Origin of the sequence: Prescottella soli (assembly GCF_040024445.1) — a bacterium.
In the GTDB taxonomy this organism is placed as follows: domain Bacteria; phylum Actinomycetota; class Actinomycetes; order Mycobacteriales; family Mycobacteriaceae; genus Prescottella; species Prescottella soli.
This window is the reverse complement of the sequence record NZ_CP157276.1, coordinates 1,879,069-1,905,289: the sequence shown is the minus strand read 5'-3', so window position 1 is coordinate 1,905,289 and position 26,221 is coordinate 1,879,069. Positions and strand designations below refer to the sequence as shown.

Annotated in this window: 30 protein-coding genes and 1 riboswitch; of the genes, 10 read left to right on the top strand and 20 right to left on the bottom strand. The window is 68.4% G+C overall.

Features of this window, described 5'->3' with window-relative positions:
* Positions 1–265: 265 nt before the first annotated feature.
* Both ABI214_RS08985 and ABI214_RS08980 read left to right on the top strand, forming a co-directional pair.
* Positions 266–1,348: a 3-deoxy-7-phosphoheptulonate synthase gene (locus ABI214_RS08985; protein ID WP_348608930.1), complete on the top strand. Its 1,083-nt coding sequence runs from the start codon at positions 266–268 to the stop codon at positions 1,346–1,348.
* Between the two features lie 91 nt (positions 1,349–1,439).
* Complete coding sequence (locus tag ABI214_RS08980) at positions 1,440–1,865, top strand: VOC family protein (RefSeq protein WP_348608925.1); 426 nt, start codon at positions 1,440–1,442, stop codon at positions 1,863–1,865.
* Positions 1,866–1,871: 6 nt separating this feature from the next.
* On the opposite strand, the gene ABI214_RS08975 is transcribed toward ABI214_RS08980, so the two are convergent.
* Positions 1,872–2,948, bottom strand: a complete 1,077-nt coding sequence (locus ABI214_RS08975; RefSeq protein ID WP_348608922.1) for an alpha/beta hydrolase — start codon at positions 2,946–2,948, stop codon at positions 1,872–1,874.
* A gap of 193 nt (positions 2,949–3,141) precedes the next feature.
* Between ABI214_RS08975 and ABI214_RS08970 the strand changes: the two genes are divergently transcribed.
* Positions 3,142–3,753 (top strand): TetR/AcrR family transcriptional regulator, encoded by a 612-nt coding sequence (locus tag ABI214_RS08970; protein ID WP_348608917.1) that lies wholly within the window; start codon positions 3,142–3,144, stop codon positions 3,751–3,753.
* 205 nt (positions 3,754–3,958) lie between these two features.
* Positions 3,959–4,243 carry a WhiB family transcriptional regulator gene (locus tag ABI214_RS08965; RefSeq protein ID WP_348608912.1) on the top strand — a complete coding sequence of 95 codons (285 nt, stop codon included), beginning with the start codon at positions 3,959–3,961 and terminating at the stop codon, positions 4,241–4,243.
* Between the two features lie 27 nt (positions 4,244–4,270).
* On the opposite strand, the gene ABI214_RS08960 is transcribed toward ABI214_RS08965, so the two are convergent.
* Together ABI214_RS08960 and ABI214_RS08955 are read right to left on the bottom strand one after the other, a co-directional pair.
* Positions 4,271–5,287 carry an AraC family transcriptional regulator gene (locus tag ABI214_RS08960; protein WP_348608907.1) on the bottom strand — a complete coding sequence of 339 codons (1,017 nt, stop codon included), beginning with the start codon at positions 5,285–5,287 and terminating at the stop codon, positions 4,271–4,273.
* Positions 5,284–6,468, bottom strand: a complete 1,185-nt coding sequence (locus ABI214_RS08955) for a pyridoxal phosphate-dependent aminotransferase (protein ID WP_348608902.1) — start codon at positions 6,466–6,468, stop codon at positions 5,284–5,286. The genes ABI214_RS08960 and ABI214_RS08955 overlap by 4 nt, the downstream gene beginning before the upstream one ends.
* A gap of 122 nt (positions 6,469–6,590) precedes the next feature.
* On the opposite strand from ABI214_RS08955, the gene ABI214_RS08950 reads away from it, so the two are divergent.
* Positions 6,591–7,184, top strand: coding sequence for a carboxymuconolactone decarboxylase family protein (locus tag ABI214_RS08950; protein ID WP_348608897.1), 594 nt, complete (start codon positions 6,591–6,593; stop codon positions 7,182–7,184).
* Here ABI214_RS08950 and ABI214_RS08945 read toward each other — a convergent pair.
* The 4 genes from ABI214_RS08945 to ABI214_RS08930 all read right to left on the bottom strand — a co-directional run bounded on the left by ABI214_RS08945 (position 7,159) and on the right by ABI214_RS08930 (position 10,515).
* The gene (locus tag ABI214_RS08945; protein WP_348608891.1) at positions 7,159–8,079 is read right to left on the bottom strand and encodes a sigma-70 family RNA polymerase sigma factor; all 921 of its coding nucleotides are present in this window, start codon (positions 8,077–8,079) and stop codon (positions 7,159–7,161) included. The two genes, ABI214_RS08950 and ABI214_RS08945, sit on opposite strands and share 26 nt — an antisense overlap.
* A gap of 53 nt (positions 8,080–8,132) precedes the next feature.
* On the bottom strand, positions 8,133–8,900 hold the full coding sequence (locus tag ABI214_RS08940; protein WP_348608888.1) for a thioesterase family protein: 768 nt from the start codon (positions 8,898–8,900) through the stop codon (positions 8,133–8,135).
* 161 nt (positions 8,901–9,061) lie between these two features.
* Positions 9,062–9,790 (bottom strand): hypothetical protein, encoded by a 729-nt coding sequence (locus ABI214_RS08935; protein WP_348608885.1) that lies wholly within the window; start codon positions 9,788–9,790, stop codon positions 9,062–9,064.
* Between the two features lie 53 nt (positions 9,791–9,843).
* Positions 9,844–10,515 carry a TetR/AcrR family transcriptional regulator gene (locus ABI214_RS08930; RefSeq protein ID WP_348608882.1) on the bottom strand — a complete coding sequence of 224 codons (672 nt, stop codon included), beginning with the start codon at positions 10,513–10,515 and terminating at the stop codon, positions 9,844–9,846.
* Positions 10,516–10,768: 253 nt separating this feature from the next.
* On the opposite strand from ABI214_RS08930, the gene ABI214_RS08925 reads away from it, so the two are divergent.
* Entirely contained in the window at positions 10,769–12,025 is a 1,257-nt protein-coding gene (locus ABI214_RS08925) for an MCE family protein (RefSeq protein ID WP_348608879.1), read from the top strand.
* Between the two features lie 404 nt (positions 12,026–12,429).
* On the opposite strand, the gene ABI214_RS08920 is transcribed toward ABI214_RS08925, so the two are convergent.
* The 6 genes from ABI214_RS08920 to ABI214_RS08895 form a co-directional block, all read right to left on the bottom strand.
* Entirely contained in the window at positions 12,430–13,098 is a 669-nt protein-coding gene (locus ABI214_RS08920; RefSeq protein WP_348608876.1) for a DUF3239 domain-containing protein, read from the bottom strand.
* A gap of 12 nt (positions 13,099–13,110) precedes the next feature.
* A complete protein-coding gene (locus ABI214_RS08915) occupies positions 13,111–14,769 on the bottom strand; it encodes a DNA repair helicase XPB (protein WP_348608873.1) in 1,659 nt (552 codons plus the stop codon).
* A gap of 136 nt (positions 14,770–14,905) precedes the next feature.
* Entirely contained in the window at positions 14,906–15,067 is a 162-nt protein-coding gene (locus ABI214_RS08910) for a hypothetical protein (RefSeq protein WP_280760151.1), read from the bottom strand.
* A gap of 34 nt (positions 15,068–15,101) precedes the next feature.
* Entirely contained in the window at positions 15,102–15,299 is a 198-nt protein-coding gene (locus tag ABI214_RS08905) for a hypothetical protein (protein ID WP_348608869.1), read from the bottom strand.
* A gap of 11 nt (positions 15,300–15,310) precedes the next feature.
* The gene (locus ABI214_RS08900) at positions 15,311–15,436 is read right to left on the bottom strand and encodes a hypothetical protein (RefSeq protein ID WP_348608866.1); all 126 of its coding nucleotides are present in this window, start codon (positions 15,434–15,436) and stop codon (positions 15,311–15,313) included.
* Between the two features lie 109 nt (positions 15,437–15,545).
* Positions 15,546–17,849 carry a helicase-associated domain-containing protein gene (locus ABI214_RS08895; protein ID WP_348608863.1) on the bottom strand — a complete coding sequence of 768 codons (2,304 nt, stop codon included), beginning with the start codon at positions 17,847–17,849 and terminating at the stop codon, positions 15,546–15,548.
* Between the two features lie 60 nt (positions 17,850–17,909).
* On the opposite strand from ABI214_RS08895, the gene ABI214_RS08890 reads away from it, so the two are divergent.
* Complete coding sequence (locus ABI214_RS08890; RefSeq protein ID WP_031937314.1) at positions 17,910–18,098, top strand: hypothetical protein; 189 nt, start codon at positions 17,910–17,912, stop codon at positions 18,096–18,098.
* A gap of 71 nt (positions 18,099–18,169) precedes the next feature.
* Here the strand turns inward: ABI214_RS08890 and ABI214_RS08885 are convergent, their stop codons facing one another.
* The 3 genes from ABI214_RS08885 to ABI214_RS08875 form a co-directional block, all read right to left on the bottom strand.
* Positions 18,170–18,817: a resuscitation-promoting factor Rpf1 domain-containing protein gene (locus tag ABI214_RS08885; protein ID WP_348608858.1), complete on the bottom strand. Its 648-nt coding sequence runs from the start codon at positions 18,815–18,817 to the stop codon at positions 18,170–18,172.
* A 7-nt stretch (positions 18,818–18,824) separates the two neighbouring features.
* Positions 18,825–18,967: riboswitch (cyclic di-AMP (ydaO/yuaA leader) on the bottom strand.
* 337 nt (positions 18,968–19,304) lie between these two features.
* The gene (locus ABI214_RS08880) at positions 19,305–19,709 is read right to left on the bottom strand and encodes a YccF domain-containing protein (protein ID WP_348608855.1); all 405 of its coding nucleotides are present in this window, start codon (positions 19,707–19,709) and stop codon (positions 19,305–19,307) included.
* A gap of 11 nt (positions 19,710–19,720) precedes the next feature.
* Positions 19,721–19,960, bottom strand: a complete 240-nt coding sequence (locus ABI214_RS08875) for a hypothetical protein (RefSeq protein ID WP_348608852.1) — start codon at positions 19,958–19,960, stop codon at positions 19,721–19,723.
* A gap of 115 nt (positions 19,961–20,075) precedes the next feature.
* Here ABI214_RS08875 and ABI214_RS08870 point away from each other — a divergent pair, with 115 nt between their 5' ends.
* From ABI214_RS08870 to ABI214_RS08860, 3 genes are all read left to right on the top strand, one after another.
* Positions 20,076–20,705, top strand: a complete 630-nt coding sequence (locus ABI214_RS08870; RefSeq protein ID WP_348608849.1) for a hypothetical protein — start codon at positions 20,076–20,078, stop codon at positions 20,703–20,705.
* 248 nt (positions 20,706–20,953) lie between these two features.
* A complete protein-coding gene (locus tag ABI214_RS08865; protein WP_348608846.1) occupies positions 20,954–21,541 on the top strand; it encodes a SipW-dependent-type signal peptide-containing protein in 588 nt (195 codons plus the stop codon).
* A gap of 7 nt (positions 21,542–21,548) precedes the next feature.
* Positions 21,549–23,330, top strand: coding sequence for a signal peptidase I (locus tag ABI214_RS08860; RefSeq protein ID WP_348608843.1), 1,782 nt, complete (start codon positions 21,549–21,551; stop codon positions 23,328–23,330).
* A gap of 387 nt (positions 23,331–23,717) precedes the next feature.
* Here the strand turns inward: ABI214_RS08860 and ABI214_RS08855 are convergent, their stop codons facing one another.
* From ABI214_RS08855 to ABI214_RS08840, 4 genes are all read right to left on the bottom strand, one after another.
* Positions 23,718–24,299, bottom strand: coding sequence for an alternate-type signal peptide domain-containing protein (locus tag ABI214_RS08855; protein WP_348608841.1), 582 nt, complete (start codon positions 24,297–24,299; stop codon positions 23,718–23,720).
* A gap of 94 nt (positions 24,300–24,393) precedes the next feature.
* Positions 24,394–25,032: a signal peptidase I gene (locus tag ABI214_RS08850; protein WP_348608839.1), complete on the bottom strand. Its 639-nt coding sequence runs from the start codon at positions 25,030–25,032 to the stop codon at positions 24,394–24,396.
* A complete protein-coding gene (locus ABI214_RS08845) occupies positions 25,029–25,544 on the bottom strand; it encodes a hypothetical protein (RefSeq protein ID WP_348608837.1) in 516 nt (171 codons plus the stop codon). Before ABI214_RS08845 ends, ABI214_RS08850 begins: the two co-directional genes overlap by 4 nt.
* A gap of 40 nt (positions 25,545–25,584) precedes the next feature.
* Complete coding sequence (locus ABI214_RS08840; RefSeq protein ID WP_348608834.1) at positions 25,585–26,088, bottom strand: alternate-type signal peptide domain-containing protein; 504 nt, start codon at positions 26,086–26,088, stop codon at positions 25,585–25,587.
* Between the last annotated feature and the right edge of the window lie 133 nt (positions 26,089–26,221).

The window sequence follows — 26,221 nt, the reverse complement described above, 5'->3', positions numbered from 1 at the left end:
GGGTCTCACGTCGGCGCAGCCGACCCCGACCCGCTCCGATGTGATCGTCGTCTCCTTCGCGGGGGAGGTGGTGCGCACCGGGAAGAGACCCGTTACCCTGGACCGCGTGTCAGCGACCTATTTCTGGTTTAGCAGGCCGGCCCTGGGTGGGTCGGTCGGCGTAACCACGCGCTGACAATCTTCCACCCTAGAGCCGGATGACAGACCGGCTCGCTGGGATTCTTCAGTCTTCGAGGGTCGGCCTGAGAACAGGAAACCGAACCCCATGACCGTTATCGCCAACGACCAGCGCCTCGACGATCAGCGCACCGTCAGCATCAGCCCGCTCGTCGCGCCGTCCGTGGTGCGTGCCGAGCACACCCCCGACGACGTCGCCGCCGCGACCGTGCGCTCGGGCCGCGCCGACACCGTCAACATCCTCAACGGCGACGACGACCGCCTCGTCGTCGTGGTCGGCCCGTGCTCGGTGCACGACCCCGAGGCCGCGATGGACTACGCGCGCCGGCTGGCCGCGAAGGCCGAGGAACTGCGTGACGACCTGCAGATCGTCATGCGCGTCTACTTCGAGAAGCCGCGCACCACGCTGGGCTGGAAGGGCCTGCTCAACGATCCGCACCTGGACGGCACGTACGACATCAACACGGGTCTGCGGATGGGCCGCAAGCTGCTGCTCGACATCTCCCGCCTGGGCCTGCCGGTGGGCTGCGAGTTCCTCGACCCGATCATCCCGCAGTACATCGCCGACCTGGTCACCTACGGCGCGATCGGCGCCCGCACCGCCGCCAGCCAGGTGCACCGTCAGCTGTGCAGCGCGCTGTCGATGCCGGTCGGCATCAAGAACTCCACCGAGGGCGACATCCAGGTGGCGGTCGACGGCACCCGCGCCGCGGCGGCGAGCCACGTGTTCCCGGGGACCGATCTCGAGGGCCAGGCCGCGCTGATCCACACGGTCGGCAATCCGGACTGCCACGTCATCCTGCGCGGCGGCACCGACGGCCCGAACTACGACGCCGAGACCGTGGCCGACACGATGGCGCGGCTGCACAAGTCGGGTCTGCCAGAGCGTGTCGTCGTCGACGCCAGCCACGGCAACAGCCGCAAGGACCACAACAAGCAGGTCGACGTCGCGGCCGACATCGCCGAGCGGATCGCGGCCGGTGACAGGAACGTCGTCGGCATCATGCTCGAGAGCTTCATCGAGGCCGGTCGTCAGGACCTGACGCTGGGTCACGCCGACGAGCTCACCTACGGCCAGTCCATCACCGACGCGTGCATCGACTGGAACACCACCGCGGCAACGCTCGACCGTCTCGCCGCCGCGGTCGCCTCCCGTCGCAAGGGCGAGTGACTCGCAGGCTCTTTCGCGCTGCTCCGCGGCTGTGGCCGCGGAGCAGCGCCGTTTCCCGGGGCCTGTCGGTGCCCGGCAGTAGCGTCGGCGCATGGGATACGAAATTCAGATCACCGTCGACTCGAAGGACCCGCACCAGCAGGCCAAGTGGTGGGCGAACACGCTGGGCTGGCAGGTGGAACCCAGTGACGAGGAGTTCATCAGGGGCCTCGTCGCGGCCGGGCACGCACAGGAATCGGACACGACCGTGTTCGAGGGCGTGCTCGTCTGGCGGGAGGGAGCGGCCATCCGGGACCCCGAGCAGCCGCAACGCCCCCGGGTGCTGTTCCAGCTCGTGCCGGAGGGCAAGTCCGCCAAGAACCGGCTGCACTTCGACGTCCGGGTGGGGGATCGACGCGAGGACGTGGCCGCCGAACTGGTCGAGGCCGGAGCGTCGATCCTCCACCGCGGGCAGCAGGGGCCCAGCATCTGGATCACCATGACGGATCCGGAGGGCAACGAGTTCTGCGTGTCCTGACGGGAGTCAGTCGACGGCGCGGCGGGCGAACGACAGCCCGACGCGAAGCGCCCCCGCGGCCTCGAACAGCGCATCGGTTCCGGCGTGCCCGTAGCCGGTGAGGTTGACGAAGGCGTGGATGAGTCCGTGGTGGACTCGCAGTGTCGTCGGGACGTCGGCCGCGCGCAGGCGCTCGGCGTACTCGACGCCCTCGTCGCGGAGAACATCGAACCCCGCGAGCGCGATGTAGGTAGGAGGCAGTCCGCTCAGATCCTCGGTGAGGATGGGTGACGCCCACGGATCGGTGCGATCGCCCTCGGACGGCGTGTAGTGCTTTGTGTACCAGTCGATCTGGGCCTCGGTGAGAAAGTATCCGTCGCTGAACAGTTCGTACGACCGGCGCTTGGCGGTCAAGTCCAGCCACGGGAAGAACAGCATCTGGAACGCGGGACGAGGTCCGCTGTGGCGGGTGAGTTGGGCGACGACGGTGGCGAGATTGCCGCCGGCGCTGTCGCCGGCGACGGCCACGCGGTCGGGATCGATCCCGAGCGCGTCCGCGTTGTCGACGGCGAAACGGAACGCGGCGAGCGCGTCGTCGACGGCAGCGGGGAACGCGTGCTCGGGCGCGAGCCGGTAGTCGACGGCGAGCACCGCGACCTCCGCGTGCCGGGCGAGGAAGCGGCACAGGCTGTCATGGCTGTCGAGGCTGCCGAGCACGAACCCGCCGCCGTGGAAGTAGACGACCAGCGGTGCCGACGACGGCAGTCCCTCCGGTCGGAACATGCGGGCGGGGATCGGCCCCGCGGGACCCGGGATCGACAGTGCCTCGACTGACGACATCGGGAGGGGGCGGCCGCTCACGAGCCGCGACTCCATGTCGATCTGTGCGCGGGACTGCTCCAGAGGCAGCTGTTCGAAGTCGGAATCCGGCAGCAGCGCAAGCATCTTGAGCATCACCTGGATCTCGGTGTCCAATACCTGGCCGTCGCTGCGGATCGGCCTGCCTGCGAGCACGCGCTTGAGCGATGCGGGAAGCGATCCGGCGACGGTGGCCGCGGTGCGGACGACCGCCTCGAGCGCCGCGTCCAGTCCCTTGTTCCCCATGGTCATACGTCCTTTCACCGGTCGGCCTTCGCCTGCAGTGTGTCAACCGACCGACTTGGAAACAAGGGTGTATATCGTGGCCTGCCCACTCACTGAGTCGAATCCTGGCCTCGGACACGTTCCGGCACTACGCTGCCGATCGAGGCGTTACATACCAGCCATGCCTTCGGGGGACTGTTCGGGAAAGGTTGCGATGCCATACGTTTCGGTGCAACAGCGGCGTAGGGAGCTCATCGATGCCGCGATTCGGGTGACGGCGGACGTCGGGTTGGCCGCGGCGAGTACCCGCGCGATCTGTGCGGAGGCGGGCGTCCAGCAGAGCGTGTTCCACTACTGCTTCAGCTCCAAGGAGGAGCTGCTCCGGGAACTCACCCGCGAGGTGGTGGCGGGCATGGTGGAGACGGCGGTGGGGAACCTGACGCCGGGCGCCGACGTCGAGGAGTCACTGTTCAGAGGGCTGATGGGGCTGTGGGAGACGGTGAGCGTCCAGCCGGAGAAGCAGTTGGTGTTCTACGAACTCACCGTCGGGGCGCTGCGTGCGCCGGACCGGAGCGACATCGCGGAGTGGCAGTATCGCGAGTACTTCGCCTCCACCGGAACATTTCTCGTGCGTCTCGCGGACACGGCTGGAATCGAATGGACCGTGCCCGTTTCCATCCTCAGCCGTATGGTCACCACCGCCATCGACGGACTGATCCTCGGCTGGCTCGCCGACGGCCGGGCGGACGAGGTGGAGGCATCGATGGCGTCCTTCGCGAAGGTGTTCGCGGGTATGGCCACCGCCGTGCCCGTCGCCGTCGTGTAGCCGTTTCCGCGCGCCGGCGCCGTTTGTCGTCGTCGGCGATGAATTTCGCGCTCGACCCCGGTCTGTACCGATGGGCGCGGATTCCGCCGTGCCGCGGAACGGGGAGGAACGCGTAGCCATGAGTGTCGCTGCGGGTCATCGGGGAGTCGATCGCGGTACGGCGGTCGGCGCGCGTCGAACACGCCACGGGAACTGTGCCTTTCCCGTGGGGCGAGCCCGAAACGACGCGGCGGGGCGAGGATTGCCCTGCCGGATCGGCGACGATCCCGACCTGTGGTTCTCCGAGGCTCCGGCCGCACTCGAGCGTGCCAAGCAACTGTGCGGCGGATGCCCGATCCGATCGCGGTGTCTGAGCGATGCGCTCGATCGGGCCGAACCGTGGGGCGTGTGGGGCGGCGAGATCGTGCACCGCGGGGTCGTCATCGCCCGCAAGCGCGGTCGCGGCCGCCCCCGCACGGGTGCCGCGGCCTGCGGGGCGGGCAAACCCTGAACCGCGGTCGGCGGCGGGCGACGCGTCCTAGCGGTACGCGCCCGGGGTGGCGCCGGTCCACCGCTTGAACGCCCGACGGAACGCGCTGGGTTCGGAGAAGCCCAGCCGAGCCGACAACTCGTCCACCGGCTCGCCGCGCCGCAGCGCGGCGATCGCGGCGTCGCGCAGCACCTCCTCGCGCAGGTTGTTGAGCGACGTGCCCTCCTGCCTGAGCAGGCGGCGCAGGTGCGGCACGCTGATCGACAGCATCTCCGCGATCTCCTCCGCGGTGCAGGTGCGCCCGCGCAGACCCATCTCGAGGACCCGACGCACCTGCTGCGAGGCGGTGCTGTCGTAGTCACGCTCGGAGAGAAGCAGATTGGGTGACTCCCGCAGGTACTCGGCGAGGCTCCGTTCGTCCTGGATGATCGGCGCCCGCAGGATCGAGTTGTCGAACTCGAGCGACGCGGTCTGGGCGCCGAACGTCACCGGAACCCCGAAGATGGCGTCGTAGTGCTTCGCGAACCGCGGCCCCGGGTCCGGGTAGGGGATGAGCACCGACCGCAGTTTCACCCGTCGGCCCACGAGCCACGCCGCGAACCGGTGCAGCAGGATCAGCTCGAAGTCGGTGACCAGCCGGAAGGCCTCGTCGACGAACTCCGGCGCGTAGTTGTCGCCGCGCACGTCCACCCGCACCTCGAGGCGGGTGGAGTCGTCGCCGGGGACGAGCGTGAGCGGCGGGACCGGCAGCGCGCGCGTCACGTCCGCCATCCGTTCCAGTGCACTTCCGAGGTCCGGACGGTGGATGAGCGACAGGCAGATCAGCCGGAACGTCCCGCGGGGGACGGGCGCCGCACCGAGTCCGAACAGTTCGTCGTCCGTGAGATGCCAGGTGGCCTGGGTGAAGACGGTGACCTGTTCCGGCGTCAGCCGGGCCCGCGGGTCCTCCAGCACGCCGACGTCGATGTCCGACGCCTCGAAGGCCGTCGTCAGGTCGGCACCGGCGGTCTCGGCGAGGCGAAGGGCGCGACGGAGGAAGTCCGCCGGGATGGTCGCCAGGCTCACCCGGACACCTCCAGCCGGCGCAGCCGCTCGGCGGCCTCCGCCAGCACGTCGTCACGCTTGCAGAAGGCGAAGCGCACCAGGTGATTCCACTGATCGGGACGGTCGGTGAACACGCTGATCGGGACCGCGGCCACGCCGATGCGCTCGGGTAGCGTCCGGCAGAACTCGACGCCGTCGCGGGTGCCCAGCGCGGTGATGTCGGCGCACAGGAAGTAGGTTCCGCCGCCGGAGTACACGCCGAACCCGGCGTCGCGCAGGGCCGCGGCGAGCAGGTCGCGCTTGCGCTGCAGGCCGTTGCGCATCTCGACCACCCAGGCCTGCTCGTGCTCGAGCGCGTGCGCGACCGCCGGCTGGAACGGCCCACCCGCCACGAACGACATGAACTGCTTCGCCGCGCGGACGGCGTCGACCAGTTCGGCCGGCCCGCAGGCCCAGCCGGTCTTCCAGCCGGTGACGTTGAACGTCTTCGCGGCACTCGACACGGTGACCGTGCGTTCGTACATGCCGGGCAGCGAGGCCATCGGGGTGTGGGTGCGGCCGTCGAACACGAGGTGCTCGTACACCTCGTCGCTCAGCACCAGCAGGTCGCGCTCGCAGGCCAACTGGGCCACCGCGGTCAGCTCCGCGTCGGTGAGCACCGTCCCGGTCGGGTTGTGCGGCGAGTTGACCACGAGCATCCGGGTCTTCGGTGTGACCGCGGCACGCAGGGCGTCGAGGTCGAGCGCGAACCGGTCCCCGTCGCGCACCATCGGCACCGACCGCCGGGTCGCGCCCGCCAGCGCCACCGCCGCGGCGTACGAGTCGTAGTACGGCTCGACGAGCACCACCTCGTCACCCGGTTCGACCAGTCCGAGGATCGCGGCGCTGATGGCCTCCGTCGCCCCGACGGTGACGAGGACCTCCCGGTCCGGATCGTGGACGATTCCGTACCGCGCGGCGCGGTCGGCGGCGATCGCGTGGCGTAGGACCGGCATTCCCGGGCCCGGCGGGTACTGGTTGAGGCCGTCGGCGATGGCCTGCCGCGCGACATCGAGCATGGCCGCCGGACCGTCCGTGTCGGGGTATCCCTGCCCGAGGTTGATCGCGTCGTGCTCGGTGGCGAGTGCCGTCATCTCGGCGAAGATAGTGGATGCGAAGGGTTGCAGTCGCGAGACCGTACGGGAGCGAGGCGCTGCGGGCATTTGTCCAGCGTAGCGGGGGCGCGGGTGCCGCACGAACTCGGCCGTGTCACGTTCCGGGCCGCCGCCTCGTCCATGGAGTAGACGGCGCGCAAACGTCGCGCCGACCGAGAACGGAGGATGTCATGGCTCGAATTCGTGCGGTGACCCCGCAGGAGGCCGGCCCGCTGGTGAAGGCCGCGTACTGGTTCACGCGTCGACAGTTCGGCGAGGTCCCGGAGCCCTTCGCGGTGCTTGCCAACCATCGCAAGCTGTTCACCGTCTCGGCCCGCCACGAAATGGGAGCCCAGAAGGCGTCGACGGTGCTGCCGCCCAACGTCCGGGACATCGCCGTCTACCGGGTCGCGTGGACCGTCGGCTGCTCCTGGTGCGTCGACTTCGGCACCATGCTGCAGCGGCTCGAGGGGCTCGACGTGGAACGGCTGCAGCACATCGGCGAGTACGAGACGTCGCCGCTCTACAGCGACGACGAGCGGGCGGCGATCGCCTACGCCGACGCGATGACCCAGACCCCCACGACCGCGACCGACGAGCAGGTGGCCGACCTCGAGCGGCGCTTCGGACGCGACGGCGTCGTCGAACTGACCTATCAGGTCGGGCTCGAGAACATGCGCTCGCGGACCTACTCGGCGCTCGGCATCCACGAACAGGGCTTCAACTCGGGCGACGCGTGCCGGGTGCCGTGGGACACGGCTACGGAGGCCGAACGGAAAGCCTGATCCCACCCAGCTTTTCGGGATTCGCGATGTCGTAGGCCGCCCACACGCGGTCGTCGCGCACGGTGAACGCGGTGACCCGCCCCGGGTAACCGGGGTGGGTCGCGTCGCCGGGGGAGCCATGGCTGAGGAACCCGAGTCGGCCGTTGACGCGCACCGGGGTCGCCGCGAGGAATGTGTCCACGCCGTACTTGTGGGCGAGGCCGAGGAAGAACCGGGCCGAGTGGTCGGCGCCGGTGATGACGTTGACCGCGGTGCGAGTGGTGCCGTTCGCGTCGCCGATCGTGATCGCGTCCGGGTGCAGGGCTGCGATTACCGCGTCGAGGTCGCCGCTGGCCAGGGCCGTCACCAGTCGGGTGACGGCCTCGTCGTGTTCGGCCTCCGGGACCGGTGGCGGCGCGTCGGCGAGCGCGCGTCGGGCACGGGACGCGAGCTGACGCGCGCTCGCGACGCTGACCGACAGGAGGTCCGCGATCTCGCCGAACGGCACCGCGAAGCCGTCGTGCAGGACGAAGGCGACCCGCTGGTCGGGGGAGAGCGTGTCGAGGACGACCAGAGCCGCTATACGGTTGTCCTCTTGCTGGACAACCGATTCCAAAGGATCGGGTGCCCGCGACGGCGTCCGGTCCGTGACGATCGGCTCGGGGAGCCACTGCCCGATGTAGCGCTCGCGGCGGACGGTCGCGGACCGCAGCCGGTCGAGGCAGATGCGCCCGACGACCGTCGTCAGCCACGCGCGCAGGTCCCGGATGGCATCCGCATCGGTGTCGGCCAGGCGTAGCCAGGCCTCCTGCACGGCGTCCTCGGCGTCGCTGACGCTGCCGGTGAGCCGGTACGCGGCGGACATCAGGTGTCCGCGGTGCGCTTCGAACGAGTCCGCCAGTGTCGCGACGCCCATGGTGCGATCCTAGGACCGCCGGGGCCGCTCGTCGTGCGCGCCGCGCGCAGACCTCAGGGGCGCACGGTGAGGATCTGGTTCACCGTTCCGACCGGTCCGTGCACGTCGTGGATGACGCTGCTCGTCAGGCCGAGCCCGGTGGGTCCGAACGACACGGTGGTGTCGAAGCCGAGCCATTCCCCGTACGGCTCGGTGAACAGGTGCGCGGTGAGATCGATGTTGGGGAACGCGACGTCCCGCGGGTTCGCACGCGCGGCCATCCCGTTGGCGAAATCGAACATGCCTGTCGCCCGCGCCAGGGCACTGACTTGCTCGCCGTCGACGAGCGACCGCGGCGTGCGGATCCAGAACGCGGCCCGCCCCGGCTCGACCTGGACACGACGCACCTCGATGGTGGCGATGCAGCCCCCGGCCCAGACCTCGGTCGGGTCCCAGGGCTCCATCTCCTCGGGCCGCGGGATCCGGGAGAACGACGTTCCCTGCAGGCTGCCGGTGTCGCCCGGCTGCATCAGCCAGGCGCGCATCCGCACGGCCGGGCGTCCGCCGTGGGCAAGTGTGGCCTCCACCAGTTCGATGGTGCGGCCGGGTCGGACGACGTTCACCGACGTCTCGACCGTGTCCATCGGGAGCGTGCCGAGGATGTCGTAGGACAGTCGCCCGATCACGAGGCCGTCGTCGCGGCGCTGATCGCGGTCGCATTCGACCATGTGCGCCAGCAGGCCGATGGCGGGGGCGATGTGCTGCTCGTCCTCGTTCCAGGCGCCACTGACATGGCTGGTGGGGTGGAACGCGTGGGCGCTCTCCCTCTTGAAGTAGGCCATTTCGTCGCCTCCTGCTCGTCCCGGGGGCGTTCAGCCCACGTCCCGACGGGACCGTAACATGAAAATTCGACTGCTAGGACGCGAGATCGACCATAAATTTCAAAATTCGACCGATGGGTCGAACATCGGGGCGGCAGTCGTCGACGTGGAGATCGTGCCGGTCATCGGGTCTCCCATCCCGCGATCCGTGCCTCGCACAGTGCCCGCAGCGCCCGGTACTCGGCGCGCCACCGGTCGTGGTCGGCCGGCGAACCACGCCAGGATTCGGATCGTCGTTCGACCTCGGCATCGAGCTGGTCGATCGTGCGGTCACGCCAGCACCACACCGAGAGCTGGTGTCCGTCCCGGGTTCGGGTGAGGGTCGCGGTGGCGGACTCGGAACCGATGGGGTGGACGACCAGAATGTCCTGACCGTCGGTGACGACGGCCCCGCCGGACACCCACGCGTTGCCCGACACGTCCGCGTTGCCGGACACCTCCGCGTCGCCGAACACCCGTGCGTCGCCCGACACCTTCGCGTTGCCGGACACCTGTGCGTTGCCGGACACTTCGGTGTTTCCGGACACCTCCGCGTCGCCTGACACCCGTGCGTCGCCGGACACTCCCGCGTCGCCCGACACCTGTGCGTTGCCGGAGACTTCCGCGTCGTCGGACACCTGCGCGTTGCCGGACACTTCCGCGTCGTCGGACACCTTCGCGTTGCCGAACACCCACGCGTTGCCGGACACCCACGCATTGCCGGACAGGTTGTCGGCGGTCTCCACCCAGCCGCCGAGATCGCCTTCGACGACCCCGTGTCGCGGGAGGGCCGTCGTGGCCCGGATGCGGTGCAGGGTGCGCCCGACGTGGTCGTACGTTTCGTCGGTCAGCTCGAAATGTCTGTCGCTCATCGGGTCTCCTTCGGCGTGGCACAGCCGCGCCCGTTGGCGCACATCGCGCGGCCCTAGACGAACAGGCGGAGAGCGCAGGCGACGACGGCGGCGCGCACGTCCGCCATGTCGTCGGCGTGCGCGTCCGGGCGCATCCAGACCGACGACTGGTTCAGGATGCCGTGCAGGCACTGCATCGCGACATCGATGTCCGGGCAGGTGAATTCGCCGTCGGTGACGCCTCGCTCGACCACGCGGCGGAAGACGGCGTCGTGTCGACGCCGCATCTCCTTCATGGACTCCTGGAACGTCTGCGGCCAGGATCGGGGCCAGGAGAAGACGGTGGCGACCTCCGGGGCGGTCTCGGTGACGATGCGGACCTGCTCGTCGACGAGGGCGCCGAGCAGGACGGTGGCCGTCCCGTCCCCGACCTCCGCCGCGCGCTGCGCGAGTCGCGTCAGCACCTCCTCGGTCAGGACCTCGAGGGCCGCCGCGACGAGTTCGTCCTTGGAGCGGAAGTAGTGGTAGAGCGTGGCCTTGGCGATGTCCGTCTGCTCCGCGACGTCCTCCAGGTTCATGCCCTGGTAGCCGCCCACCGCGAGGATCCCGATCGCCGTCCTGACGATCTCCGTCTTCCGGCGGTCGCGCCGCCTGGCGACCCGGCTCGACCGCACCGGGGAATCCGAGTCCGAATCACTTTCCGCTGCAACGGCACCGGAGCTGCCGTCGCGCCCCCTGCCGGTCATGCGTCCTCCGTGCACGCCGTCGCAGCGTGTTTCGTCTCCCGTGCCGCCGCGGTCATCGGCGAGGCTGTCGTGCCAGCATAGCCAGCCCGGCGCGCGCGGCGGCCATCCGGACAAATGTCCACTTTGTAACCCCGGTCACATTGGTGTTACTCGCGGTTACGGCTAGCGGTACCGTGTTGCCCGGGTAACAGCAGGGCGGTTCTCGTGATCTCGCCGACATGCTTTTGGCGGCCATCGGGGAGGACTGTCGGCGATGAACAAGATGTCGAAGCTGGCTCAGTGGCAGATCGGCGCGTTCGTGGTGCTCGCGATCGTGAGCATCGTCTTCGTGGGTGGACGCTACGTGCGCCTCGACAACCTGATGGGGTTCGGCCAGTACTCGGTATTCGTCGATCTGCCGTCGTCGGGCGGCATCTTCACCAACGCCGAGGTCACCTATCGCGGTGTGCCGGTCGGGCGGGTCGGGGATCTGACACTGACCGCCGACGGTGTGCGCGTCGAACTGCTGCTCGACAACGGATCGCCGTCCGTGCCGGCGTCGGCGGCGGCCGTCGTCGCGAATCGGTCCGCGATCGGCGAGCAGTACGTCGATCTGCAGCCGAGCGGGGACGGCGGGCCGTACCTCGCCGACGGGTCGGTGATCACCCGCGACCACGCCACGGTCCCGACGCCGGTGGAGGACCTCGTCGCGTCGGTCGACACCTTCGCCCGATCCGTCCCGACGGACAGCCTGCACACCGCGGCCACCGAACTCGGCAGGGCATTCGACGGGCAGGGTGACAACCTGCGCGCGGTCGTCGACTCCCTGGGCGCGTTCACCCGGGAGGCCGCCGACGCCCTGCCGCAGACACTCGATCTGATCACCGACGGCCGCACCGTGCTCGACAGCCAGTCCGACCAGTCCTCGGCGATCCGCTCGTTCAGCACCGACCTCGCCGCCCTCGCCGCGCAACTGCGTTCGAGCGACCCCGACATCCGCAAGCTGATCGGAACCGGCACCGCCGCGAGCAACCGGGTGGGCGCGCTGGTCCACGACAGCGGCGCGGACCTGACGACGGTGCTGTCGAACGCTCGACAGATCACGTCCCTCGCCCCGGGGCGCGAGCCGTACCTGCGGGCGGCGCTGCAACTGCTGCCGGCGCTGCCGGTGGCCGCACGGGCCGTGGCGCCGGGTGACGGGACCATCCACTTCGGCCTCGTCCTCGAGACGAACAACCCCGCCCCGTGCACGGTCGGCTACGACAGCACTTACCGGACCCTCGACGAGATGAAGCAGCGCGACCCGGACTTCGACGACAGCCGCGACGACTTCCCCTTCTCCACCGACGTCCGCTGCCTCGTCCCGCAGGGCAACCCGACCGGCGTCCGCAGTGCGGAACGGGCGGCCCTCGCCGACCCCACCGTGCCGCAGCCGTGGGACGACAAGCCGAAGCAGGCGCCGGACACCTTGAACCTCAACCCGATCGCGACCCAACTCGCCACGATCATGGGTGTCACGCCGCCGAGATGAGGTGTCCGATCAGCGAAAACGACACAGCGGGCAATGCGGAACCGGTGGGGAACCGGGATGCGAAACCCGCCGAAGTGCGAGAGACTGGGGCGACCCCTAGCAGGAGGTCACCAGGAATGGAACTCCGAACGAACGGGTCGATCCCCCAGTCGATGTCCACCGGCATTCGGTCGAGTGGGTTGCAGGACTTGGATGTTGGTAGGTCGGGTTCCCTCTGGACCGTGCTGTGTTGGTCCACCCTGATACTCGTGGTCGCCGCGGTGCCGGGCTTCGCGGCACTCGCGCTGATGGGGTCGGTGCCCGTCGCGGTCATGACCGGCCTGATCACCATCGGTGGCATCGGCCTTGCGGCGCTGATGATCTGACGAAACCGTCGCCGCCGAGTCGGGCAACGACGAATCCCGTCAATGCAATTCGTCGGGCAACTCGGCCGGATCGAGCAGCACGAACTGCTTGTCCGACGTGCGTACCTTCTCCGACATCGAGATGTTCTTGCTCAGCAGTTGCCACTCGGCGTCGCCGATCTTCGCGGTCGCCTGCGTGATCACCTTGCTGTCGCGAGTGCCCCACGCGATCGGCATGACGCTGACCATCTGCCACGTGTCACTGTCGGAGCGGGAGGAGCGGTCGCCCAGCACCGACACCGACGGAATCTTGCTGCCCACCGAGTGTGTCTTGCCGGGCAGCGCCCGGACGGTGCGGGTGGTCAGCGCGTAGTGCGGCGCGGTGGCGCCCGGCTTCGCGACGTCCACCAGCGCGATCAGCGTGTAGCCGCGGGGGTGGACCTCCGCGACGACCGCCGGCACCAGGTTGCCCTTGGCGTACAGGTCCTCGATGCTGCCGACCTTCCGGGGCGTCCACACGACCATGAACAGCGACGTCAACGCGAACAGCGCCAGCACCACGCCGAGGATGTACGACCACGGCTGGGCCAGGTAGAACAGCCCGGCCGCGCCGGCACCGAGGATGACGGCCATCAACACCGCCGACACCTGCAGCCGTCGGATGTCGGAGAGCGTCTCGTTGACGGCCTTGGCGTGGAGCTTGTCGACCGGGAACTCGAAGGGTCGCACGGGTGTGAAGTCCTATCCGATGGTCGGGCCGAGGAGGTCGTCGGCGTCCGTGATGCGGTACGCGTAGCCCTGCTCGGCCAGGAAGCGTTGGCGGTGGGCGGCGTACTCGGCGTCGAGCGTGTCCCGAGCGACCACCGAGTAGAAGTGTGCCTGACCGCCGTCGTGCTTGGGACGCAGGAGTCGGCCCAGCCGCTGCGCCTCCTCCTGCCGGGACCCGAACGTGCCCGACACCTGCACCGCCACCGACGCCTCCGGCAGGTCGATCGAGAAGTTCGCGACCTTGCTCACCACCAGGGTCTGGATCTCGCCGGCGCGGAACTTGTCGAACAGCGCCTCGCGTTCCTTGTTTCGCGTGGAACCCTGGATGACGGGGGCGTCGAGGGCCGCGCCGAGTTCCTCGAGCTGGTCCAGGTACGCGCCGATGATGAGGGTCGGCGCGTCCGGATGCTTGTCGAGGATCGACTTCACGACGGCGATCTTGGTGTGCGCCGTCGAGCACAGCTTGTAGCGCTCGTCGGGCTCGGCCGTCGCGTACGACATTCGTTCGGCGTCGGTCATCGTCACCCGCACCTCGATGCACTCGGCGGGCGCGATCCAGCCCTGCGCCTCGATGTCCTTCCACGGTGCGTCGTAGCGCTTGGGGCCGATCAGCGAGAACACGTCGCCCTCGCGGCCGTCCTCGCGGACCAGCGTCGCGGTGAGCCCGAGGCGGCGACGGGACTGCAGGTCCGCCGTCATGCGGAACACCGGCGCGGGCAGCAGGTGCACCTCGTCGTAGATCACCAGGCCCCAGTCGCGGGAGTCGAACAGCTCGAGGTGCTTGTACTCGCCCTTCGACTTGCGGGTGATGACCTGGTAGGTCGCGATGGTGACCGGGCGGATCTCCTTCTTCTCGCCCGAGTACTCGCCGATCTCCTCCTCGGTGAGCGACGTGCGCGCGATCAGCTCGCGCTTCCACTGCCGTCCGGCGACGGTGTTGGTGACCAGGATCAGCGTCGTCGCCTTCGCCTTCGCCATCGCGGCGGCACCGACCATCGTCTTGCCCGCGCCGCACGGCAGCACCACGACACCGGAGCCGCCGGCCCAGAACGAGTCGGCCGCCATCTCCTGGTAGTCGCGCAGCTGCCAGTGGCCCTCCTCGAACGCGAGGTCGATCGGGTGCGCCTCGCCGTCGACGTACCCGGCGAGGTCCTCGGCCGGCCAGCCGACCTTCAGCAGCATCTGCTTGAGGTGGCCGCGCTCGCTGGGGTGCACGACGACGGTGTCGTCGTCGATCTTCGTGCCGAGCATGGGGGCGATCTTCTTGTGCCGCATCACCTCGGTGAGCACGGCGCGGTCGAGGCTGACGAGGGTCAGGCCGTGGACCGGGCTCTTCACCAGCTGCAGGCGGCCGTAGCGGGCCATGGTGTCGACGATGTCGACCAGCAGCGGCTGCGGGACCGCGAACCGGGAGAACGAGACGAGCGCGTCGACGACCTGTTCGGCGTCGTGGCCGGCCGCGCGCGCGTTCCACAGCGCGAGCGGGGTGATCCGGTACGTGTGGACGTGCTCGGGGGCGCGTTCGAGCTCGGCGAACGGCGCGATCGCCTGCCGTGCGTCGTTCGCACGCTCGTGCTCGACCTCGAGCAGCAGGGTCTTGTCGGACTGGACGATCAGCGGGCCGTCGGTCACGTGCGCCTCCTAGCAACGGTAACCAGACCATTGTCCAGACGAGGGCGACGTCCCGCCATGCGGCGTGCGCCGCGCCACGCGGGGAACGACCGTGGAGGGATTCCGCCGGCAACCACGGAATCCCTCCACGATCGGGTCAACGAGGGGCGATGGATTTCTTGGTTTCCATCACCTGCATGAGCGCCTCGGAAATTCCGGCGCGATAACCGACCTCTCTTTCGGTGAGGCCGGCGGTGGTGTCGAGTTCGTTTTCCAGTCTCGCCTGAATTCTGTCCAGGGCGAGCAGGGTCCGCTTCACGGTCGGGTCCTTGTCGTTTTCTGCGCGGGAATTTTCATGTGCCGGCGTCGATCGGAATTCCGGAATGCTGCGCGCGTTCGTCGAGGACGAAAATCTTCGCGGACGCGATCCCGGATCGGTAGCCGTCGCACCGGGGTTCCGGCAGGGTCGCGCCCGGCAGCAGGCGGTCCAGTTTGCGGTGCAGGCGGTCCAGGACGTCCGGGGTCGCGGGTGCGACCGACTCGCGGGTCATGGTGCGTCCGCTCAGTGGCGCTTCCGCTTCTTGATCAACTCGCCCGCCTCCGTGGCGCGCTCCCTTTTTTCCGCACGCTTTTCCTTGATCGACTGTGCGGACTTTTTCAGACTCTTGCCGGGTTTTCGGTCGGCCATTGTCGCTCCTGAATTCGAAGTGGCAATCACTCGTTCGAGACCATAGCCCATTTCCAGGAAAAAGCCAGTCGTGCAGTTCGCGGCGTTTTTGCCTGTGCGTTTGTCGCGGTCAGTCGACCAGTGCGACCGACGTGATCCGGTGCAATGTGAACCGCTTCACCTCGCCGGTCGCCGGGTCCAGGGCGTCGAGTTGCCCGCCGCCGACGCTGATCGGTTCGACGATGCGGTGCGACGCGATGCCCTGGGCGTCGACGTAGCCGATCGTGACGGCGCGCCGCACCTGCGCCGCGGTCTGCAGCAGCGTCATCGTCGCCGCGGTGGAGGCGCGGGTGCCGTCGCTGCGCAGGCCGACACCGCTCGACGCGGCCGCCCGGTCCCCGGCGCGCAGCGACCGCACCAGCGTCCCGAGCTGCTCGTCGGTGGGGACCGCCGGCACCCGCAACCGCGGCACCCGGGCCGCCGGCACGCGGGCCCCGCGCGGGCGCAGGTCGACGATCGCGCCGCTCGAGTCCTCGCCGGCCGGGGCGAACCCGGCGGCGCGCAGCTCGGTGAGGACCTCCTTGAGCGGGGCCTGCGAGATCACGACCGTCGGGGCGAGCGCGCGCAGCGCGAGCTGCTCGGCGACGGGGGAGGACAGGACCTCCGCGAGCAGGGCGGGGTCCTCGCAGCGGATGAACGACGCCGCGACCCCGGCGCGGAGCCGGCCGTGGCGGCGGGCGACGTCGTCGATGAGGTACGTCAGCGACTGCGGGACCGGGGTCTTGGACCGGGTCGCGAACAGCGTCTGCAGCTCGGACGCGGTGAGCCCGGCGTCGAGCGCCCGGCGGATGCTGGCCTCGCTGATCCGGTACATCGACGCCGCGCCGGCCGACTCGATGTCGGCGACGAGCGTGATCTGCTCGAGCAGGTCCGGGACGAGGGGGCCGGGCGCGACGACGGTGAGGTCGGCCTGCACGAGCACGTAGTCGATCGGCTCCGGCAGTGCCGCATCCATCTCGGCCTCGGGGTCGCCGCCGTGCAGCAGCGCCTTGCCCGGGGAACTGAGGGCGCCGTGCGCGACCAGCCCCAGCGCCCGCGACTCGTCGAGTGTTCGTTCGACGACGTGCGGACCCAGCCGCCCCGCCCAGCGGGGCCGCCGCCACGCGAGCAGGCGGCTCGCCTCGCCCACGGACACCGACTTCCCGCTGCCGGCCTCGGCGAGCAGCTCGAGCACCAGTCGGCGCTCCTGCGGTGCGCCCGGGGCCCGCACCTCCTCGGAGAGCGCCGAGATCGGCTTGTCGGTGGCGTCGCGGCTGCCGATGATCCACGGCCGGCGTGGCAGCGACAGCCACGCCCCGGCGAGCGTCGCCCAGCGCCGGGCGGTCCCCGAATTGAGCCAGCCGTCGACGGCGACCGTCGGCGCCCAGTAGTCGTCGATGTCGGTCAGCGGAGCGGGGTCCGGGGTCCCGCTGGCGACCAGCCCGGCACCGGCGAGCAGTTCGAGCAGCAGGCCGATGCGCGCCTCGTCGACCCCGACGCTCTTCGACAGCCGCCGCGACTCGCGGACACCGAGACCACCGGCCTTGAGCGCGGGGGCCGGGGCGTCGCCGAGCGCGGCGACGAGGTCCTCGCAGTGCCGGACCAGTTCCAGTGCCTCGCCGGCCGCGGCGGCGTTGACGTCGGCGATCTTCTGCTTGCGCCCGGACAGCGCCGGCGGCGTCGGGGACGCCGGATCGTGCACGGCCTCGCCGCGCAGCACCTGACCGACCTGGGCCGGCAGTTCGACCGTCTCGGCGTCGATCCAGCGGAGCAACCCGCGCGCGAGCAAACGTTGGACCGGGCGGTCGGGGGACGTGCCGGGCGCGGCGTCGCGGGTGCGGCCGATCGGCGACGACCGGGCCAGCGTCGTCAGCAGATCCCGCTCGCTGGGCTCGATCCCGTCGAGGGCGGCCCGGATCTCGTCCTCCGTCATCGCCTCCGCGTCGGCGTGGACGCGGCCGATGCGCCACGGGATCGCCTCGGACGCGGCGCGGACGATGCGGAGGCGCTCGTCGTCGCCCCACACGAGCGCGAGGCCCCGCAGGTGGGCCAGGGCCTTGTCGATCGTCTTGGTCGGCACGCGGTCGGCGAAGGCGTCGTCGAGGTGACGGCGGGGGACCGGCATCTGGTCGGCCTGCTCCAGCGCGAGGACCTCGAGCAGCCCGAACTCGAGCGTGTTCAGGGAGTCGGCGGCGCGCATCACCGACGCGCGCTGTTCGGCGCGTCCGGCCAGGACCGCGCACGTCGCCGGCGGCGGCACCGCCAGGTCGGGGCGCAGTCGCAACAGGCCGGTCAGTTCGGCGTCCTTGCGGTCGCCCAACCAGCCGGTCAGCGTCGGTGCTACCACAGGGTTCGCGGTTTCGGGGGCGCCCTCGGTGCCATGCGTGGAGGTCATCGTCTATGAGATTAGTGACCTGGGCTGTACCCCGGCGCGCGCTCCTGCCAAAATGGGCGCGTGGCTAACAATTCGAAGAAGCGCTATGTCGATCCAGGGTGGCCGGAAACTGCGGATGGAGATCACGCGGTAACCGAGTTGTCGTCCAGCCGTGCCGGGAACCTCTCGCCGTTCGGCGAGGAGACCGAGTTCCCGCTTCCGGTGGACTCCCTGCCCTACGTGCACCCGCACACCGTGATCAACCGCTGACGCGCATACGACGAAGAGGGCCCCTCGCCAATGGCGAGGGGCCCTCTTCCTTGTTCGGGGTGCGAGCGTGATCAGCTCTGCGCGAGGCTGCCGGCACCCGGGAACACGGGGGCGGCGATGTCCTGCAGGTTCAGCTTGGTGAAGTCGTAGGACTTGGCGGCGTGGAACGCGTCGAGGACGCCCTGGTCGATGACGACGCCGCTGGCCTTGGCCTGGGCGAGGAGCGCATCGACACCACCGACGACTGCCTGGACCTCCGGCGGGAGCGCGGGACCGGACGGGGTGGCGGCGGGGGCCTGGACGACGGGCGCCGGGGCCGGGGTGGCCGCCGGGGCGGTGCGCTGCGACGGGGCGCTGCTCAGGCCCAGCTGCGAGGAGCAGGACGGCCATGCGCCCCAGCCCTGCGCGGCGAGCACGCGCTCGGCGACGACGATCTGCTGCTCACGGGTGGCCTGGTTGGCGGTCGGGGCGTACTCGCCGCCGCCGAATCCGTTCCACGTGGAGGCCGAGAACTGCAGGCCACCGTGGTAGCCGTTGCCGGTGTTGATGCCCCAGTTGCCGCCGGCCTCGCACTGCGCGAGCTTGTCCCAGTCGGAATCGGGGGCCGCGGCGGCCGTGCCTGCGAAGGCAACGCCGCTCACGCCCATGATGGCGCCGGTGACGGCGACCTTGGCGACGGTGCGGCCGGTGGTAGTCGGCTTGCGATGGCGTCCGCTCATGTCGGTCGGTTCCTCTCCACACGCGCCTGCGAGGTCAGCTGTCGGGTTCGGGCTGAGAGGTCGCCCGGCCTCACCACTCATGGCTGGAGCGGGTCTGGCTTCACCCCCAGGGAGATTGCTCTCCCGATGCCTGCGGGGCGTCCCTGTCGGGACTTGCTTCCCCGGAGGACCTTGGGTCCCCCGTCCCCGTCCATGGATGGTTCGTGGGTGCGTCCGGATCCACTGGACGGGGTTTGGCGCGGTGGGTCCGGATGTGGCCGAGGTGCCGGCCGGTCACGACCGTACGACGTTCGGGCGCGGAACGTCACCAGTTGATAACGCGGCGCGTCTTGTGTTGTTCGAGAGCCGAATTCGATTGAGACGGCGTAGCCCCAGCTAGTCGCGCCGCGGGGGATTCGGTCTCGGTTCGACACCGCCCCGTTACCGGTGCGTTATGTGATAGAGATCACACGCTTGTGAGGCGTCCGTCCCACTTTTCGGAACGGGTTCAGGGTGCGGTCCACTGCGCCTCGTTGCGGCTGCCGACGTCCACGATCTCCTTGCCGAGCGGCATCAGCGTGACCGGGATGATCTTGAGGTTGGCGATCGCCAGCGGGATGCCGATGATGGTGATCGCCATCGCGATCGCCGACACGATGTGGCCGATCGCGAGCCAGATGCCGGCCAGAAGCAGCCAGATGATGTTGCCGATGAGCGACCCCACGCCCGCGGTGGGCTTGTCGATGACGGTCTTGCCAAACGGCCACAGCGCGTAGAGGCCGATGCGGAAGGACGCGATGCCGAACGGGATCGTGATGATGAGGATGCACATCACCACACCGGCGAGGAAGTACCCGAGTGCGAGCCACAGGCCGCCGAAGATCAGCCAGATGATGTTCAGCAGAATCCGCATGGTGGCCCCTTTCAGCGGCTCCGACGGCCGGAGCGGAGAGCGTAAGCGACGGCGAGGACGAATCCGAGCGGGCACGCGAGCGTGAGGATGTAGAGCGCCAGGCCGGGATCACCCTCGGACAGCGAGTGGACGAAGAAGATGGCGACGATCGCCACGATTCCGATCAGGAAGCTGACGACTGCCGCGTAGAACAGTCCCTTGCCGGGCTGCGTGGGGGCGCCGGCGTCGTTGCGGTTCGATTCGTTCGTCACAAGACAACGGTAGGCCACCCGGGACGGGGTGGTGCACGGCAGTTCCGATCCGGAGGTCCGTCCAATATTTCCAAATTGGACGCTTGCTCAGATTCGCTCCTCTAGGCTCCGCGCCATGACTGTTCGCACCCCCGTGGCCAGGGGACTCTCGTTCCCGGCCAAGATCCTGGGCGGCGTGCTGCTGGCCCTCTTCCTCGCGGCCGTCGCCGTGATCGCCGGCCCCGCTGTCGCGCGCGCCGACGCGCCCGCGCCGACCGTCGAGTACTCGTCCGACGGCGGCGCCACGTGGGGTGGCACGGAGAAGATCAACTGGAACGAGGGGGAGCTCGTCCCCGGGCGAGAACTGAAGACGACCTTCAAGGTGCGCAACGCGTCCGGTGGGGAGGGCTTCGTCGGGTTCGCGGTGGGCGAGTACACGCTGACGCCGCACATGATCGCCACCGCACGCGTGGACATCGACGGCAAGGCCGGAAACCCGGTGACGCTCACCGAGGCTCGTACGGTGGCGCCGGGTACGTCCATGGGGTTCGTGCATCTCGCCGCCGGCGGCGTCGCGACGATCGACCTCGTCGTTGGCATGCCCGCCGACGCTGGTAACCAGACGCAGAACGGTCAGGCGAACCCGATGTGGGCCGTGGGCTTCACCCCGGGCACGGTGACAGAGCCCGGTTGCGCCGGCACCGGATCGCTGGGCTCTCTCGGTTGCATGTTCGGTTCGCTCGGCACGGGAAGCCTCGCTTCCTGATCGGTCGATCCCGAACTAGCGAACGAACGGGCGGTTGTCGGGTCCGGCACTTGCCGGATGTTCCCGTCGCCGCCTGTTCGGCGTTGAAGGTGCGATGCGCCAAGTCGGTTCCGTTTTCTACTGGACGATTGACCAGTTTTGCCTCGGGGATGGGCAATCGGGTGGTAAACATCTCTTGACCCGTACCCGGTCAGGTCCCCGGCGGGGCGGCGCCTGATCGGTTCTGTTGCAGGAAGGCACACACCCTCATGTCTCGTCAGTTCGGCTCGCGTGCACGCGCGGCGTTAACGGGCAGCCGCCCCCGTGCCATCGCATCGCTCGGAATCGTGTTGGGTTTGGGCGCCATCGGGACCCTCGCTGCCTGGAGCGACACCGCGACCGCGACGTCGGGCGTCTTCTCGACGGGCTCGATCGACCTGCAGCTCAACGGGAATCAGGGCAACCCTGATGCCTACGCTTTCGCGACCCTGACGAAGACCAACATGCTGCCTGGTAACTCGGTCGCGGCAACGCTGCCGGTGCAGAACACAGGTACGACTCAGTTCAACTACACGATGGTGGCGAACGCGACGAGCTCGGCCCTGGCGCCGCAGTTGAAGGTGTTGATCTCCACCGGTACCTCGAACGGGACTACGTGCGCCGGTGGCACTGTGATCGCCAATAATCTCCCACTCGTGTCCGGCGGCCAGACGAACCTGATCCCGACGGCGCGCACGCTGGCCAACGGCACCAGCGAGACGCTGTGCTTCCAGGTGGCGCTGGACTCCGCAGCACCGACTTCCGTGCAAAACCAGACGGTGAACGTTTCGTTCAACTTCAACGCCACGACTGCCTGAGTGCCGCATGACGATTCATGACAACCCGGTAGGGTCCGGGCGCTCGCGAGGGCGCGAGATCGCCCTCAACGTCGGCGCCATCGCTGGACTGATCTGCGTGCTCGCCGCGGCCGCGTCCTTCCTCTTCGGTATCAAGCCGTTGATCTTCCGTTCGGGCTCGATGTCGCCCGAGATCCCCACGGGCGCACTCGCACTGTCGAAGACCACACCCGCGGGCAATCTCGAGGTCGGTGACGTGGTCAGCGTCGAGAACGACCAGGGCACCCGGATCACCCACCGCGTCCACGAGATCGTCTCCTCGGACGGCACCACGTCGGTGCTGATCCTCAAGGGTGACGCCAACCAGGACGCCGACATCTCGCCGTACACGGTGACCGAGGTCGATCGGGTGTTCTTCAGTGTGCCCGGTCTCGGCTACGCGGTGTCGTGGCTGTCGTCGCCGGCTGCGATCTTCCTCGGCGGCGCGCTCGTCGGTGGCGTGATGGTGCTGGCCTTCGGGCCGGGTTCGAAGCGCAAGGACGACGATTCGGATTCGGATTCGGATGCAGGGAACGATATCCCCGGGTCGCACGAGGCAATCGAACTGGAACCCGTCACGCACGCATACACCGACAACGAAGCACCCGCCGAATCGGTCCGGACGCAAGGATTCTCGATGCAACGCAATCTGTCGGCGCGGGCGATGATTGCGCTCGGTATCGCGGGCGTGACCGCCCTCGGCGCCTCGACGGTCGGCACAGCCGCGGCCTTCACCGATGGCGCCACTGCTGCAAGCTCGTTCAAATCGGCAGCGAATTTCTTTCCGACGCCGCTGGTGTCCAGTGTCTCGTGCTCAACCTCGGGTTCAATCGGACTCCGAAAAGCGAACCTCTCCTGGAGTGGCTTGGGCAACTCCCCATTGGGCATTCCGTATACGTATCGGGTAGTTGTTCGCCGTGATAACAACCCGTCGGAAGTCATCCAGTCGACGAACCAGGCGGGTACATCGATACAGATCAATGCGGGCACAACCGGCAGGGGCTACATCGTCGAGGTCCACACGGTTAACGGGCCCACAGGTAGCCCGAACGCTGTGTCGACTGGCTGGAAGGGGCAGGGCATCTGGTCCGGTGCCGCACTGGATACGTACTGCTCGGGCGGTGCGAACAACCAGGACAATCCGCCCTTCGAGAACGATATCTATGGTGGCATGGGCGCGGCGAGTGCAGGGATCGATGCCTTGGGCGTCGATGCTCGTGGTGTTCCATCTGCGGAGACTCTTGCGACGAACGAGTCGTCTGTGACGCCCACGACGACCACCACGATGACTCCGAGTCTGACAACCACGACTACGGCTCCGACGACCACGACCACGACCACGACTACGAGCCCGACGACCACGATTACGAGCCCGACGACCACGACGGCTCCGCAGTCGACGACCAGCGCGACGAACCCGACCACGACCACCGCCACGACGTCAGCGACGTCGACTACGGCGGAGGCAACCACCGCCACAACGACGACTACGACCGCACCGCGGCCGGCAAGTGCGCAGGAGTCGCCCTCGGGGACTTATGTCGCAGGGAAGTCCGGGACGAACGCTGTTGTCCAGGATTCGTCCGGTGAAGTCGTGTTCTCCAGGCCGGTCTCGGAAGATGCCACCGTGCAGTGGGATTCGTCGGGCGACACACTGTGGATCGTGGACGGCCAGACGATCTACCGAGTTACATCGGGTACGTGGAGCGCTGTTCCCGTCGACCCGATCTCGGCGACCGTGCCGGCCAAGATCGCCGCACTGATCAAGTAGACGAGCCTCGAAGCGGGGCACGATCGACACAGAGTCGATCGTGCCCCGCTTCTCTTTGTGCAGAAGCTCGCGATCAATGCATCGTCGTTCGACTGTGGCGCTCCGCCCCGGGTTCATGTCGAACCGATCGAGGTAATGTGGCGTGTTCCGTCCGCAGCGTCTGGTCGAACTCTGTCGGGCCCCTTCACTGTTCGTGACACCTGCGCGGCCACTGAGAACGTAGAGCGCCAGACCGGAAGTCCGCGACGAGGCTGGAGGGGCCGTGGCATCACAGCCCGGAAACAGCGGCGCTCCCCGGTCTCGAGGCGAGACCGGGGAGCGAACGTGAATCAAGTCAGGGCCACCGGCGGGAGGGGGGACCGGCGGTGGCCCTGAGGCTGGGGGGAGTTAGGAAATGACCTGCTCGAGATGCACGCCGATGCTCTGGAAATTCGCCGTATCGGACTGTCCGACAGTGCCGGCCGTCTGCGGGTCGAAGGCGAACTTCGCCGTCACCTCGACGGTCGCACCGTCCTGGGCGGTCGTGACGATGTTGCCCGCGGGGAGGGGGAGACCATTGATCGTGGCGCTCACCTGAGGCTGCAACTTGGCCTTGAGCTGACCACCACCGGCGAAGGTGACGTTGTCGGTGGTGAGGCGCGCCTTCAGGTTGGTGCCCTGGAGAGTGATCTTGAAGGTGCCGCGGTAGGTGAGCACGTCGCCCGGGACGATCCGCATGGTCGTGATGTCGATGGGGCCGTTCTGATCGCTCCACGTGGGCTGCGACAGGGCAGTGAGTGCCAATGAGCCGGAACCGTTTCCGCCACCACCGATGGTGGTGGTGGGCGGCGCGGTGGTGGTCGGAGCCGTCGTAGTGGTGCCGCCGCCCGAGCTGCCGGCGCTGCCGGTGCCGATCGGATCGCAGGCAGTGAGCAGCATGGCGGCGCACAGCGTGGCTGCTGCGACAATGCCCTTGGTCCGTGTCTTCATCGGTCTTTCTCTCATTCCCCTCAGGTCGCGATCATCGGACCCATTCCGTGCCTGCGCTCGTCCTGAAGTGGAAGGGCGCCGGGTGTTGGTGCGGTTACTTCGAAGTGGCCGGCGTGGAGCTGTCGATGTCGATCACCGGGATCTCGACGGTGGCGGCGTCGTCCTCGATCGGTTGTTGCCGACGCTTGCGGGCCTTGTCCCTGCCTGCGCTGACGAACATGGTCACGGCATAGACCAGAAGGCCGCCGACGACCACCATCAGGAGGACCGAACGCTGCTTACCAGTTATGTAGTTGTTGACGTACCCGACGTACGGAACCGAGTACCAAATCTTGCCGCGCACCTGCTCGGGCACAACGGGTCTTGGATCGGGTGCCGAGTTCGCATCACCCTGCGTGGTCAAACGAAGCTCGCCGTTGGACGTGTACTGCACAGCGACGATGCGATGCGTCACGACCTCCGGCTTCCCGGACTCCCATTGGAACGTGATCGCGTCGTCGACTCTCAGCGACGCGGGATCCTGCGGCTTCACGACGATCAGCGTGCCCGGCGGATACGTCGGCTCCATCGAACTCGTGAGAACTGTGTACGGGGTGGCACCCGCAAGCCGCGGAATAACGATAGTCAACGCGAGGACGCTGAGCATCGCGATAAGCAGCAGCCAGGACACGACGGACTTGACCCACCACCAGACGGTGGTGGGTTGCTCCTCGGTCTTGGCCGCGTCGCTCATCCGACTTCAGCAGCGAAGGTGAACGTCGCGGTGGTGCTGGTATTCGGCGCGGCCGACGAGTCCAGGGTGCCGCGCATGCACAGGACCTCGGAGGCGCCTGGGGCGAGCGCGCGCAGCTGTGGCACTTGCGCGCCAACCATTGCGCCGCTGTACAACTGGGTCGCACCCGACGGATTGCCCGTTGCCGGGCACGCGGCCTCATTCGGCACCGTCGACACCGTCAGCGTCAGTGGGACAGCCGGATTCGACTGGTTTGCGTTCTGCAGCCGATACCGCATCGCCACATTGCCCGAGTTGCGCACCGTCAGCGGAGCCTGGGCGAATGCGCCTGGCGTCATACCGGACTTCGCCAGCGCCGTGAAAGGGTAGCTGGCCTGAGTCGTGCCGCCTGCGCCGACAGCGATGTCGAGGGTTCCGGAGGTGATGGATTGACCTTCGGCGATGTTCTCGGTGTCACTCCACAGGGCGCCGGTCTGCTGGGTCGAGAAGAAGATCAGACCCAGGACCGGCACCGCTGCGAGTGCCCACCAACGGTGGTTCTTCGACAACGTTCTACTGCTGCTGCAGCTTGAGTGTCATGTTCGCGAGTGAAGCCGACAGGTTCTGCGTCGTGTTGTCGGCTGCGGAACTGAACGTGAACGAGACCGCGACGTCGACGACATTGCCGTCGTTCGCTTCGGTGATCGTGGTGACCGGGTTGGAACCGATCTTGGCGGTGACGGTCGGGGTGCCAAGAGAGGCTGCGAGCGCGCCCGTGATGCTGGCGGGATCGACCGTCAACGATGCGTTCAGATTCTTGCCCACGGCACCGATCGTGGCCTGTGCGTTGTAGGTCAGGACGTCACCCGGCACAGCCTTGAAGTTTGCCCAGTTGTTAATCACACCGTGCGAGTCCGACCAGGTCGAACCTGTGGCGGTGAGGGTGAGCTTGCCGGAGTTGACGGAGCCGCCGTTGAGGTTGGCCTGGGCATTCCACGTGGCGAATGTGCCGGCACCACCGGCGAGGAGCAGAGCCGCTGCACCGGCGGCGATGGCGCCCTTGGTCTTCTTGTTCATGCGGAGGTTCTCGTTTCTTCTCGCCCCGCGAACGGGGTCGTTGCAAGAGTGGTGCGTCGGCACGAGACACCTCGACCAGTCAAAACTTTGTTTCACGCGAGCATCTGGTCAGCGCTGTGCGGCGCAGTAAAGC

Excerpts from the sequence above, each read along its gene's own strand:
- ABI214_RS08930 (WP_348608882.1), bottom strand. The coding sequence starts at position 10,515 with ATGACCGGCAGGGGGCGCGACGGCAGCTCCGGTGCCGTTGCAGCGGAA.
- ABI214_RS08940 (WP_348608888.1), bottom strand. The coding sequence starts at position 8,900 with ATGGCCTACTTCAAGAGGGAGAGCGCCCACGCGTTCCACCCCACCAGC.
- ABI214_RS08975 (WP_348608922.1), bottom strand. The coding sequence starts at position 2,948 with ATGGGGAACAAGGGACTGGACGCGGCGCTCGAGGCGGTCGTCCGCACC.
- ABI214_RS08895 (WP_348608863.1), bottom strand. The coding sequence starts at position 17,849 with ATGACCTCCACGCATGGCACCGAGGGCGCCCCCGAAACCGCGAACCCT.
- ABI214_RS08955 (WP_348608902.1), bottom strand. The coding sequence starts at position 6,468 with ATGCCCGCAGCGCCTCGCTCCCGTACGGTCTCGCGACTGCAACCCTTC.
- ABI214_RS08860 (WP_348608843.1), top strand. The coding sequence starts at position 21,549 with ATGACGATTCATGACAACCCGGTAGGGTCCGGGCGCTCGCGAGGGCGC.
- ABI214_RS08855 (WP_348608841.1), bottom strand. The coding sequence starts at position 24,299 with ATGAAGACACGGACCAAGGGCATTGTCGCAGCAGCCACGCTGTGCGCC.
- ABI214_RS08850 (WP_348608839.1), bottom strand. The coding sequence starts at position 25,032 with ATGAGCGACGCGGCCAAGACCGAGGAGCAACCCACCACCGTCTGGTGG.
- ABI214_RS08905 (WP_348608869.1), bottom strand. The coding sequence starts at position 15,299 with ATGACCCGCGAGTCGGTCGCACCCGCGACCCCGGACGTCCTGGACCGC.
- ABI214_RS08840 (WP_348608834.1), bottom strand. The coding sequence starts at position 26,088 with ATGAACAAGAAGACCAAGGGCGCCATCGCCGCCGGTGCAGCGGCTCTG.
- ABI214_RS08970 (WP_348608917.1), top strand. The coding sequence starts at position 3,142 with ATGCCATACGTTTCGGTGCAACAGCGGCGTAGGGAGCTCATCGATGCC.
- ABI214_RS08935 (WP_348608885.1), bottom strand. The coding sequence starts at position 9,790 with ATGAGCGACAGACATTTCGAGCTGACCGACGAAACGTACGACCACGTC.
- ABI214_RS08870 (WP_348608849.1), top strand. The coding sequence starts at position 20,076 with ATGACTGTTCGCACCCCCGTGGCCAGGGGACTCTCGTTCCCGGCCAAG.
- ABI214_RS08900 (WP_348608866.1), bottom strand. The coding sequence starts at position 15,436 with ATGGCCGACCGAAAACCCGGCAAGAGTCTGAAAAAGTCCGCACAGTCG.
- ABI214_RS08865 (WP_348608846.1), top strand. The coding sequence starts at position 20,954 with ATGTCTCGTCAGTTCGGCTCGCGTGCACGCGCGGCGTTAACGGGCAGC.
- ABI214_RS08945 (WP_348608891.1), bottom strand. The coding sequence starts at position 8,079 with ATGGGCGTCGCGACACTGGCGGACTCGTTCGAAGCGCACCGCGGACAC.
- ABI214_RS08985 (WP_348608930.1), top strand. The coding sequence starts at position 266 with ATGACCGTTATCGCCAACGACCAGCGCCTCGACGATCAGCGCACCGTC.
- ABI214_RS08950 (WP_348608897.1), top strand. The coding sequence starts at position 6,591 with ATGGCTCGAATTCGTGCGGTGACCCCGCAGGAGGCCGGCCCGCTGGTG.
- ABI214_RS08885 (WP_348608858.1), bottom strand. The coding sequence starts at position 18,817 with ATGAGCGGACGCCATCGCAAGCCGACTACCACCGGCCGCACCGTCGCC.
- ABI214_RS08880 (WP_348608855.1), bottom strand. The coding sequence starts at position 19,709 with ATGCGGATTCTGCTGAACATCATCTGGCTGATCTTCGGCGGCCTGTGG.
- ABI214_RS08925 (WP_348608879.1), top strand. The coding sequence starts at position 10,769 with ATGAACAAGATGTCGAAGCTGGCTCAGTGGCAGATCGGCGCGTTCGTG.
- ABI214_RS08980 (WP_348608925.1), top strand. The coding sequence starts at position 1,440 with ATGGGATACGAAATTCAGATCACCGTCGACTCGAAGGACCCGCACCAG.